Source organism: Hydrogenophaga sp. FW305-3-2-15-A-LB1, from assembly GCF_058787875.1.
In genome coordinates, this window is the sequence record NZ_JBYTAE010000121.1 from 1 (window position 1) to 11,410 (window position 11,410).

10 protein-coding genes are annotated in these 11,410 nt (G+C 68.9%); 2 read left to right on the forward strand and 8 right to left on the reverse strand.

What is annotated here, in order from left to right:
* Positions 1-1,569: CYTH and CHAD domain-containing protein (locus AC3WPZ_RS26065; RefSeq protein ID WP_492442278.1), on the forward strand; the 1,569-nt coding region annotated here is incomplete at its 5' end.
* A 9-nt stretch (positions 1,570-1,578) separates the two neighbouring features.
* On the opposite strand, the gene AC3WPZ_RS26070 is transcribed toward AC3WPZ_RS26065, so the two are convergent.
* The 5 genes from AC3WPZ_RS26070 to pyrF form a co-directional block, all read right to left on the reverse strand.
* Complete coding sequence (locus AC3WPZ_RS26070) at positions 1,579-2,196, reverse strand: glutathione S-transferase family protein (protein WP_382153598.1); 618 nt, start codon at positions 2,194-2,196, stop codon at positions 1,579-1,581.
* Entirely contained in the window at positions 2,193-2,912 is a 720-nt protein-coding gene (locus tag AC3WPZ_RS26075; protein WP_492442280.1) for a glutathione S-transferase family protein, read from the reverse strand. Before AC3WPZ_RS26075 ends, AC3WPZ_RS26070 begins: the two co-directional genes overlap by 4 nt.
* A gap of 149 nt (positions 2,913-3,061) precedes the next feature.
* Positions 3,062-4,522, reverse strand: coding sequence for a DUF1501 domain-containing protein (locus AC3WPZ_RS26080; protein WP_492442282.1), 1,461 nt, complete (start codon positions 4,520-4,522; stop codon positions 3,062-3,064).
* Between the two features lie 10 nt (positions 4,523-4,532).
* Positions 4,533-6,389 carry a DUF1800 domain-containing protein gene (locus tag AC3WPZ_RS26085; protein WP_492442284.1) on the reverse strand — a complete coding sequence of 619 codons (1,857 nt, stop codon included), beginning with the start codon at positions 6,387-6,389 and terminating at the stop codon, positions 4,533-4,535.
* 155 nt (positions 6,390-6,544) lie between these two features.
* Positions 6,545-7,384 (reverse strand): orotidine-5'-phosphate decarboxylase, encoded by an 840-nt coding sequence (gene pyrF / locus AC3WPZ_RS26090; RefSeq protein WP_382153608.1) that lies wholly within the window; start codon positions 7,382-7,384, stop codon positions 6,545-6,547.
* Positions 7,385-7,470: 86 nt separating this feature from the next.
* Here pyrF and AC3WPZ_RS26095 point away from each other — a divergent pair, with 86 nt between their 5' ends.
* The gene (locus AC3WPZ_RS26095) at positions 7,471-8,358 is read left to right on the forward strand and encodes a DMT family transporter (protein ID WP_492442286.1); all 888 of its coding nucleotides are present in this window, start codon (positions 7,471-7,473) and stop codon (positions 8,356-8,358) included.
* A gap of 4 nt (positions 8,359-8,362) precedes the next feature.
* Here AC3WPZ_RS26095 and wecC read toward each other — a convergent pair whose 3' ends face one another.
* The 3 genes from wecC to AC3WPZ_RS26110 form a co-directional block, all read right to left on the reverse strand.
* Positions 8,363-9,622 (reverse strand): UDP-N-acetyl-D-mannosamine dehydrogenase, encoded by a 1,260-nt coding sequence (gene wecC / locus AC3WPZ_RS26100; protein WP_492435568.1) that lies wholly within the window; start codon positions 9,620-9,622, stop codon positions 8,363-8,365.
* Between the two features lie 19 nt (positions 9,623-9,641).
* A complete protein-coding gene (gene wecB, locus AC3WPZ_RS26105; protein ID WP_492435566.1) occupies positions 9,642-10,763 on the reverse strand; it encodes a non-hydrolyzing UDP-N-acetylglucosamine 2-epimerase in 1,122 nt (373 codons plus the stop codon).
* A gap of 47 nt (positions 10,764-10,810) precedes the next feature.
* Positions 10,811-11,410 (reverse strand): uracil-DNA glycosylase (locus AC3WPZ_RS26110; protein ID WP_492442288.1); only part of this gene is annotated, 600 nt, incomplete at its 5' end.

The window sequence follows — 11,410 nt, forward strand, 5'->3', positions numbered from 1 at the left end:
TGCCCCAACGACCCCATGCCCCAGGAAACCGAACTCAAGCTCGAACTGCACCCCGAGGACCTGCCGCGCCTGCTCGCGCACCCGCTGCTGAGCGGGCAGGCACCGCGCCGCGAGCGCCTGTTCAACACCTATTTCGACACCTCCACGCTCACCCTGCGCGCGCAGCGCCTGGCGGTGCGCGAGCGCCGCGTGGGCCGCCGCACCCTGCTCACGGTGAAGACGGCGGGCACCTCGGTGGGGGGCCTGTCGCGCCGCGGCGAGTGGGAGGCCGCTTGCCGCCCGGGCCGCTTCGACTTCGCGGCCCTGGTCGACGACGAGGCGCTGGCGCAGCAACTGCTGTGTGTGGCGTGGCAGCTGGTGCCGGTGTTCCGTACCGACTTCACGCGCCGCAGCTGGACCTTGTCGCACGGCGGCGCGGTGGTGGAGGTGGCGCTGGACCAGGGCGCCATCACCACCGGCAACGCCGAGGGCAACCACCGCCAGGCGATTCTGGAGCTGGAGCTGGAGTTGCTCGGCGGCCCGGTCGATGCCTTGCTGGACCTGGCGCACACGCTGGCCCTGGGCCCGAGCGGGCAGGCCGCCCAGGGGCTGCGCCTGCTGCCGGCCCAGCGCAGCAAGGCCGAGCGGGGCTATGCCCTCTTCACCGGCGAACGCCTGCGGCCCAGCAAGGCCGAGCCGCTCGCGCTGGACGCGCAGATGGCGCCGGTGCAGGCTTTCCAGGCCGCCGCGCTGAGCTGCCTGAGCCACCTGCAGGCCAACGAGGCCGGCGTGCGGCCGCCCGGGCCGGATGGCGCCGTGCCCGACCCCGAGTTCGTGCACCAGGCGCGGGTGGCCCTGCGGCGGCTGCGCACCGGCCTGCGCCTGTTCCGGGCCCACCTGCCACGCCGTTTCGTCGCGCACTGGGCGGCCGAGTGGAAAACCCTCGCGGGCCAGCTCGGCGACGCGCGCAACTGGGATGTGTTCGCCACCGAACGCCTGCCCGCGTGGCAACCCGAGGCTGTGCCGGGCGCAGCGATGGCGCCCGCCGAGCAGGCTTTGCTTGATTGGGTGCGGGACCAGCGCCAGGCGGCCCACCGGCGCGCGGCCGATGCCCTGGGTGGATGTGAGCACGCGCTTCGAATGCTGGCATTCACCCGGGCCGTGCTGGCTTTGCAGGCCCGCGGCGAAGCTCCGCAGAGCCTGCCCGACTGGGCGCGCGACACGCTGCGCGAGCGCCACATGGCGTTGCAAGCCGAAGCGCGCCGCGCGCGCCGGCTCGGACCGGAGGGGCGACACGAACTGCGCATCGTCTTGAAGAAGCTGCGGTACGCGCAGGAATTCCTGGCCAGCGTGTTGCCGCCCAGGCGGCTGGAGCGCAGCACCGAGGCCCTGGCCGATGCGCAGGAGCTGTTGGGGCAGCTCAACGACCTGAGCACCGCGCAGGCCTTGCTGGCCACCGTGCCCGAAGGCCTGGCCACGCCCTGGGTCGAGCGCTGGCAGGAGGCGCTGCGGGACCAGCTGGCATCGGGCCTGCAGGCCCTGCCGGCCATGGAGCGCGCGCTGGCGCGCACACCCACGCCCTGGGGTTGAGCCAGGGCTTCAGACCAGGGCGCTGGGGCGCGTGGCCACGCGGTCGCGCCAGGCCTGCAGCGCGTGGAAGCCTTCGTCGGCGGGTTTGAAGCGCATCAGCCGCGCGAACTCGACGGTGCAGAAGGCGGTGATGTCGGCGATGGTGAAGCGGTTGCCGGCCACCCAGGGCTGGCGCTGCAGCTCGGCGTCGAGCCAGGCGGCGGTCTCGCGGGCCTTGGCCACCTGCGAGTGGCCGAAATCGGGAAACTGCGGCTGCTCCAGCGGCGCCAGGCCCGGGTGCGTGTGGCGGATGGCGTTGGCCATGGGCAGCATGAAGTACCACTCCACGCGCCGGTCGGCCATCTCGATGAAGGCACGTTCCTCGGCGTTCTGCCCCATCAGGTTGGGCGTGGGGTAGCGGCCTTCCATCCAGGTGCAGATCGCGCGCGTCTCGGTGAGCACGCGCCCGTCGTCGAACTCCAGCGCGGGCACGCGCGCCAGCGGGCTCTTGGCGCGGTAGCCGCTGGTCTTGTGTTCCTGGGCGTTGAGGTCGATGTTGACCAGCTCCAGCCCGTTGATGTTCTTCTCGACCAGGAACATCAGCACCCGGCGCGGGTTGGGGGCGCGCGGCGACACGTACAGCTTCATGCGCCACCCCCGCCCGCCTTCAGGCTCTGGCCGGTTTCCATCAGGCGCCGGGCGTCCTCGGCGAAGCGCTGCGCGCCCTGTTCCCCGTCGCGCTCCAGGTCCATGGTCGAGGCCGGCCGCTGAATGCCGCGCTGCACCGCCGGGCGCGCGCGGATCGCGTCGCGCCAGCGCTTGAGGTGGGGCAGGTCGCCGATGTCCACCCCGGACCAGCGGTGGGTGCGCACCCAGGCCCAGTTGGCGATGTCGGCGATGGAGTAGTCGCCCGCGAGGTATTCGTGCTGCGCCAGGTGGCCGTCGAGCACGCGGAACAGGCGCTTGCATTCGCCCTGGTAGCGGTCGATCGCGGCCGGGATCTTCTCGGGAAAGTAGCGGAAGAACACATTGGCCTGGCCCATCATGGGTCCGATGCCGCCCATCTGGAACATCAGCCACTGCATCACGAGCGAGCGCCCCTTCATGTCCGACGGCATGAGCCGGCCGGTTTTTTCGGCCAGGTAGATCAGGCAGGCGCCGGACTCGAACACCGCGAAACCGCCGGCCTCGTGGTCCACGAGGGCCGGGATGCGGCCATTGGGGTTGATCTTCAGGTAGTCGGGCTGCCGCTGTTCGCCTTCGCTCAGCTTGAGCACCTTCAGCGTGTAGGGCAGGCCCAGCTCTTCGAGCGCGATGGACACCTTGTGCCCGTTGGGCGTGGCGGCGGTATAGAGGTCGATCATGCAGAGGCCCGCTGAAGAAGTCGGGCCATCTTAGGGGCACTTCACCGGAGGGCGGTGTCAGGTCGGGAACACCGCGGAACCGGCTTTGCCGGGCCGCAGGTGTTGCCCCTGAGGGTGACGCGCCGCAGGCGCGGCGCGGGGGGAGCCCTCTAGAGCATAAAGCCCAGGTTGGTGGGGTAGTCGACGCTGTTGAAGTTGCCCAGGTTGGGCAGGATGCCGTTCATCTCGGCGCCCTGCACGCCGAACCAGGTGGCCAGGGTGCCGGCGTACTGGTCCACCGAGGTGCTGGGCAGCAGCCGGCCCTGGCCCACGTGCCACTGGTCGTTGGCGTCGGTGGTGGAGTTGCCCACGCTCACCGGTGGCGCCTTGCCGTAGAAGGCCTTGCCGCGCACCGCGCCGCCGACCAGGAAGTGGTGGCTGCCCCAGCCGTGGTCGGAGCCGTCGCCGTTGTAGCTGAGCGTGCGGCCGAAGTCGGATGCGGTGAAGGTGGTGACCTTGTCGGCCACGTTGAGCGCCGCCGTGGCGTTGTAGAAGGCGGTGAGCGCCGAGCTCACGCGGTCCATCAGCGTGGCCTGGCCGCCGATGAGGTTGTCGTGCAGGTCGAAGCCGCCGATGGAGACGAAGAACACCTGGCGCTGGTTGCCCAGCTGGGTGCGCGCGGCGATCAGGCGCGCCACCATCCTGAGCTGGTCGGCCAGGCCGTTGGCGGTGGGGAAGGCGTTGAACGGTGCGTCGGTGGCCGGGAAGGCGGCCAGCGCCGAGGTGAGCGCGCTTTCGGCGCCCACGGCGCGCGCGGTGACGAGGTTGTATTCGTTCTCCAGCACGTGGGTGCGGGTCTGCAGCGCCAGCGAGGTGATGGCCGCGCGCACCGCGGCCGAGTTGTAGACGTTGTTGTTGACCGCGCTGATCTTCACCGCGCCGTTGGTGCTGACCTGGTACGACAGCGCCTGGTCGCCGGAGAGGAACACCGTGTTGCCGGTGACCGAGACGCAGGTGAGCACGCGGTTGGTGTTGGCCGAGAGCGCGAGGTCGCCGATGTGGCCGCCCCAGCCGGTGGTGGCGCCTTCGGGCTGCGACGATTGCCAGACCGACTGCTGGTCGTTGTGCGAGAACAGCTTGGGCGGCAGCGGGTAGGCCACGCGGTTGCTGCCGTGGTACTGCTGGCGCGTGACCGGCGCCACCAGCGGGCCGACGTTGAGCTGCACCGCCGCCACGCCGCTGTTGAACAGGCCGGCCAAGCCGGTCATGGCCGGGTGCAAGGCGTACTGCTTGCCACCGGGCAGGGCCACGGTGGGGTTGAGCACGGTGGGCGTGAGCGCGGCCTGCGCCAGGGCGATGCCGCCGGCCGTGCGGTTCGCGCCGCCGCCGCGGATGGCGCTGTACTGGTCGTAGCTGGCGGTGTCGTAGTTGACGACGGTGTTGGCATAGTCGTTGCCGCCGTTGAGGAACACGCAGACCAGGGCCTTGTAGTCGGTGGCGTTGAACGCCGCCGCGTCGGCCATGGCCGCGAGGTTGAGCGCGGTGGGCAGGGCCGCGCCGGTGAAGGCCAGCTGGCCGGCGCGGCGCAGGAAGGCGCGGCGGGTGTGCAGATCGGGCTGGATGAAGTGCATGTCGGGCCCCTTATTTCTGGATCAGGTATTCGGGACAGGCCATGACCATCAGGATGGCGGCCCAGATGCGACGGCGCTTGACGGTGTCGCTGCTGGCCGTGGTCACCGACGTGGCATTGAGCGCCGAGACCATGGTGGCGCGCGAGGCGCTGGAGACCTGGTCCGCCGCGAGCACCAGGCAGACGTGGTTCACCAGCGCCGTGGCATCGGCCACCAGCGCGAGCTCGCGGCTGTAGTTGGCCTGCACGTCGTAGGCGTAGTTGGTCCAGGCGGCCTGCGGCGCGCCGGGTTCGGGGCAGTTGATGCCGCGTTCGATCACGCCCTGCATGAAGTTCAGGTAACCGCCCACGGTGGATTCGTTGACCAGCTGGAACTCGGGCGCGGTGGCGCCCGAGGCCGATAGCGCGGTGCCCGGTGGCACATAGCCCGGCCGGAAGAAGTTGAACACCGAGGGCGAGCGCAGCGGGCTCTGGCCGAGCTGGGTGGCCGTGTTGTTCAGCTCGAAGATCTTCCAGCTGCCGGCCGCCGAGGTGACGCCGAAGGTGCGCGCCCACTGGATGAAGCGCAGCATGGGTTCGCGCAGCTTGCCGAAGGTGGTGCTTTGCAGCGAGGCCGGACCGCGCGCCTCGTCGTCGAGCAGGATCGCCACCCACACCGCCTTGAGGTCGCCACGCACGCCCGCACCGTTGTCGTTGAAGCGCGATGCGACGCGCGCCACGTAGGCCGGGCTGGGGTGGCTGGTCACCAGGCGCTGGATCATCTGGCGCGCGAAGAAGGGGCCGGCATTCGGGTGGTTGAACAGGGTGTCCAGCGCCATCCGCAGGGCGGTGGGTCCCGGTGTGTTGGCCGGCACCGTGGTGCCCAGGAAGCGGGCTTCCAGGTTGGAGTGCCGGTTGGCGTTGAACGACATGCGCTTGCCCGCGAAGGCCTTCGACTCGATGGTGTAGTTGTCCACCGGATGGCGCACGCCGTCGGAGGTGTCGAAGTTGTAGCCGGTGAACACGCGCGCCAGGCCGGTCACGTCGGCCTGGGTGTAGCTCTCCAGCGGCACGCCGCCGCTGGTCTTGGGCGTGCCGTCGAGGTTGAGTTCGACCACGCCGATGGTGAAGAGCTGCATCACCTCGCGCGCGTAGTTCTCGTCGGGCACGCGGCCGGTGCTGGCGTTCTCTTTCTGGTTGCCCTTGGTGTTGAGGAAGTAGCCCATCGCCGGGTGCAGCGTGACGTCTTCCAGCAGCTCGCGGTAGTTGCCGAAGGCGTTGCGCGCCAGCGTGTCCCACCAGCTCGCGTAGGCGTGCGAGCGCCAGGTGAACTCGGCCGAGGCGAGCGAGGCCACGAAGAATTCCGAGAGCGCCAGCGCGGCGCGCTTGCGCATCATGTCCGGCCCGCTCAGGAGCTGGTTCCAGATCATGAAGTCGGCCGGGTAGTAGGTGAAGAAGTAGTTGTTGGCGTCCACCGCGCCATAGCCCCGGGCCTCCAGCCAGTTCCAGCCGGTGATGCCCTGGTAGCGCGCGAACTGGTTGGACAGCCATTGCGCGCAGCCCATGCCACGCAGCTCGGCCATCTCCGCCGGTGTGGAGGAAAACTGCGCCTGCTGAAGGAAGCGCGCGGCCTCGGCGTCGTTCGTGGGGTTGATGTGGCTGTAGCCAGCGATGGGAAAGTCGATCACGCCCACTGCCGGTGCCGCGTCGGCGGTGCCGCCACCACCACCACCGCCGCCACAAGCCGCGAGCAGCGCGGCCGCCGCCAGCGGCGTGAGCGCGTGCCGGGATGCTGGCGTGGGGTTCTCCGGCGAAGACCCTGGTTCGTGGTGTGCGTCGGCCGCGCTCGCATCGGCCGCTTGTTCAGGCGCTTCTTCGATGTCCATCATGACGATCCCTCCTCGGTTCGACGAGCGCGAGTGTAGGGAGGCGTCTTCAGCGGAAAAGGCCGAATTTCAAGTCGTTACAAGTGGGTGTGGCGCGTTCGCGGCACCCGCCCGACGGCGCTACCGCCGGGGTTTGCCCGGCGGCCATCCGTCGAAATTCAGGTGCGCGCGGTGCGCAGTTCGTCTCGTGTTTTCTGCGCCACCCGGCGCGCCGCGTCCGCGAAGTCCGCACCGGCCGACGCATACAGAATGGCGCGCGACGAGTTCACGATGATGGGACCGGTGGTCTCATCGCCCTGGGTGCGCAGGCCAGCCTTCACGGTGGCCACGGCATCGCCGCCCTGCGCGCCCACGCCGGGAATCAGCAACGGGAGGGTGGGCGCGATCTCGCGCACGCGCTCGATCTCGGCGGGGTAGGTGGCGCCCACCACGAGGCCGAGCTGGCCGTTGAGGTTCCATGGTCCTTGCGCGAGGCGCGCCACGTGTTCGTACAGGCGCGGTTCGCCGTCGATGGAAGCGAAGCGCTGGTTCTGCAGGTCGTCGCCACCGGGGTTGGAGGTGCGGCAGAGCAGGAACGCGCCCTTGCCGTGGTACTGCAGGTAAGGCTGCACCGAGTCGAAGCCCATGAAGGGCGAGAGCGTGACCGCGTCGGCGCCGTAGCGCTCGAAGGCCTCGATGGCGTACTGCTCGGCGGTGCTGCCGATGTCGCCGCGCTTGGCGTCCAGGATCACCGGCACCTGCGGCGCCACGCGGCGCATGTGCGCCATCAGCCGCTCCAGCTGCTCTTCCGCGCGGTGCGCCGCGAAGTAGGCGATCTGCGGCTTGAAGGCGATCGCCGTGTCGGCCGTGGCCTCGACGATGGCGGCGCAGAAGTCGTAGATGCGGGAGGCGTCGTTCTTCAGGTGCGCGGGGAAACGGGCGGGATCGGGGTCCAGGCCCACGCACAGCAGGGAACGGTTCTGGCGCTCGGCGGTGCGCAGCATGTCGAGAAAGGTCATGGGCCGATTTTAGTTGGCCGCCTGCCGCGAGGTCTTGGCGGTCCCGCGACGGACACCGCCGCCCCGCGCCGCCTAAGATCACGCCCATGCACGCCCTGTCCCGACAACAACTCGTCCTGCTCGTCCTGCTCACCCTCGTCTGGGGCATCAACTGGCCCATCATGAAGTTCGGTGTGACGGGTTTTCCACCCCTGACCTTCCGCACCATCTGCATGTGGATCGGGTTGCCGGTGCTGGGCCTGTTCCTGTGGTGGCGGCGCGTGCCCTTCCGCATCCCGCGCGAGCACTGGCGGGAGCTGGCGGTGCTCACGGTGTTCAACATGCTGTTCTGGCACACGCTGGCGATCCTGGCGATCCAGACGCTGTCGAGCGGGCGCGCCGCGATCCTGGGTTACACCATGCCGGTGTTCTCGGCGCTGGTGGGCAGCTGGTGGTTCGGCCAGCGGCTGGCGGGCCGGGCCTGGGGCGGCGTGGCGGCGGCGGCGCTGGGCGTGCTGCTGCTGCTGTGGCACGAACTCACGCAACTCTCGGGCAAGCCGCTGGGTGTGGTGATGATGCTGGTGGCCGCCGCCACCTGGGCGGTGGGCACGCAGATGATGCGCCGCACGACGATTCCGACGCCCACGCTGACCATCTCGTTCTGGCTCACGGCGCTCACCACGGTGTGGATGACTGTGTTGTCGCTGACCTTCGAGCGCTCGGCCTGGGTCTGGCCCACGCCGGGCATCTGGTGGGCCATCGTCTTCAACGCGCTGGGCGTGTTCGCCTTCGCCCAGGTGGCCTGGCTCTCGCTCGCGCGCGACCTGCCGCCCATCGCCTCCACGCTGTCGGTGATGTTCATCCCCGTGCTGGGCGTCTTCACCGGCGCGTGGTGGCTGGGCGAGGTGCTGCATTGGCAGGACTGGGCCGCCGTCGCGCTGGTGATGGTGGCGATCGCGTCGGTGTTGTGGCCGTCGCGGCGCGGCCCGGCCTAAAGGGCTAGGCGATGCCCACGGCGTCTATCAGCGTGGGGTGGTCCAGCAGCGCCGCTTTTTCGGCGACGATTTCCTTGTGCTTGACCAGCACCACGACCACGTCCGCCGTGAGCGCCTCGGCGAGAGAGGACGCCATGCGCGCGCGGTGGCGCGAGAGCCGATCCGGCAGTTGATCGATGTTGGGCTCGAAGGCCATCAGCTCGACGCCGAGTTCGGCCACCTTCTGCGTGATCTCCAGGGCGGGGCTTTCGCGCAAGTCGTCGATGTCGGGTTTGAAAGCCAGCCCGAGGCAGGCGACCTTGATGTCCGGCATCGTCTTCTGCGGCGCCGAGGCGAGCGCGGACACGATCGCCGACTTGATCTTCTCCAGCACCCATTCGGGCTTGTGGTCGTTGACCTCCCGCGCGCTGCGGATCAGGCGCGCCTCATCCGGCGCCGAATCCACGATGAACCAGGGGTCCACCGCGATGCAATGGCCCCCGACCCCTGCACCGGGCTGAAGGATGTTGACCCGGGGGTGGCGGTTGGCGAGCTTGATCAGTTCCCACACGTCGATGCCCATCTTGTCGCAGATGATGGACAGCTCATTGGCAAAAGCGATGTTCACGTCCCGGAAGCTGTTTTCCGTGAGCTTGCACATTTCAGCCGTGCGCGCGTTGGTGTGGATCAGAGCGCCTTTGACGAAAGTCTGGTACAGGGCGCTGGCCATGTGGGCGGCCTTCTGCGTCATGCCGCCGATCACCCGGTCGTTGGCCACGAGCTCGTGCACCACACGGCCCGGCAGCACGCGTTCCGGGCAGTACGCGATCTGGATGTCCGCCGTTTCGCCTGCGTGCTGGGGAAAGCTCAAGTCAGGCCGCGCACCCGCCAGCCACTCGGCCACCTGCTCGGTCGTCCCCACCGGCGAAGTGGATTCGAGAATCACCAGATTGCCCTTGGCCAGCACCGGCGCGATGGAGAGGGTGGCCGCGCGCACATAGGACAGGTCGGGCTTGTGTCCCTCGGAGAAGGGCGTGGGCACGGCGATCAGAAAGGCATCGGCCGCCTCGGCCCGGGTGGTGGCCCGCAGGTAGCCCTCGTGAACCGCGGCGTGCACCAGCATGTCGAGCTCGGGTTCGACGATGTGGATCTTTCCCTGGTTGATGGTGTGCACGGCATGCTCGGACACGTCGACGCCGATCACTTTTTTCTTGCGGGACGCGAACAGCGTGGCGGTGGGCAGGCCGATGTAGCCCAGGCCGATCATGGAGATGGTTTCAAACATGGGGATCATTCGAGTGGAATCAGAAAGAGAGGGCCTTGAGGCGATCGCGGATGCGCTCGGCGGCGTGCCCGTCGCCATAGGGGTTGTGCGCGCGGGTCATGGTGTCGTAGGCCGCGGGGTCGTCCAGCAGGCGGAAGGCCTCGCGCACGATGGTGCCGCGATCGGTACCAACGAGCTTGACCGTGCCGGCATCGACCGCTTCCGGCCGCTCGGTCGTGTCGCGCATCACCAGCACAGGCTTGCCGAGTGAGGGGGCTTCTTCCTGCACACCCCCCGAGTCGGTGATGAGCAGATGGCACCGGTCCATCAGATAGACGAAAGGCAGGTAGTCCAGCGGCTCCAGCAAATGGACGTTGGGCAGGCCGGAGAGGATTCGGCGCACGGGCTCCTGCACATTGGGGTTGAGGTGCACCGGGTAGACCACCTGCACGTCGCCCCGCCCGGCAATGTCCGCGAGCGCGTGGCAGATGGCTTCGAAGCCCACGCCGAAGTTTTCACGCCGGTGCCCGGTGACCAGGATCAGGCGCTGCCCGGCGTTCAGGAAGGCGAACTGGGCCTCGAAGCGCGTGCGCATGGCGGCGTCGGTCCGCACCCGGTCCGCAATGCCCAGCAGCGCATCGATGACGGTGTTGCCCGTGATTTCGATGCCTTCCGGGTGCACCCCCTCGGCCAGCAGGTTGTCCTGTGAGCGCTGGGTGGGGGCGAAGTGGAGGTCGGCGATCGAACCCGTCAGGCGGCGGTTCAGCTCTTCGGGCCAGGGGGCGTACTTGTCGTGTGTGCGCAGACCCGCTTCCACATGGCCCACCCGCAGCCGCGCGTAGTAGGCCGACAGGCTGGTGGCCAGCGTGGTCGTGGTGTCGCCATGCACCAGCACGATGTCGGGTTTCCATTGCTCGTACACCGATCGCATGCCCAGCAGCACCTGGCTGGTGATGTCCGAAAGGTCCTGGCCCGGCTTCATCAGGTCCAGGTCGAAGTCGGGCTTGATGGAAAAAAGCTCCAGCACCTGGTCGAGCATCTGGCGGTGCTGGGCGGTGACGCAGATGCGGGTTTCGAAGAACGGATCGGCCCGCAGAACGTTGACCACGGGGGCCATCTTGATGGCCTCGGGGCGTGTTCCGAACACGGCAAGTACTCTCATCTCCCTGTTTCTCTTTCTCTGGAATGAAGGGTCTGATCAAACAATCATCACACAGGGGGCGCAGCGAGCTGCTCCATCGCCAGGCACAGGTCGGCCCAGGCCTTGCCCTTGTCGCCGGGGGTGCGCAGCAGGTAGGCCGGGTGGTAGGTCACGATCACCGGCACGCCTTCGTAGCGGTGCACCCGGCCGCGCAGGCGGCCGATGGGTTCGGTGGTCTTGAGCAGCGACTGCACCGCGAAGCGCCCCATGGCCACGATGACCTTGGGCTTGACCAGTGTCACCTGGCGCACCAGGTAGGGCTCGCAGCGCGCCACTTCCTCGGGCTGCGGGTTGCGGTTGGCGGGCGGTCGGCACTTGAGCACGTTGGCGATGTAGGCACCTTGCGCCCCCTCGCCCTGGCGGCTGCGGCCCACCGCGCGCAGCATGTTGTCGAGCAGCTGGCCGGCCGCGCCCACGAAGGGTTCACCCTGCAGGTCTTCGTTTTCACCGGGCGCTTCGCCCACGATCATCCAGTCGGTCTGCACGTCGCCGACGCCGAACACGGTGTTCTTTCGGCCCTTGCACAGGCCACAGGCCTGGCAGTTGGCCACGGTCTCGCGCAGCTCGGGCCAGTCCATGCGGTCCACGTGGCTGGGGCGGGCGGGAGG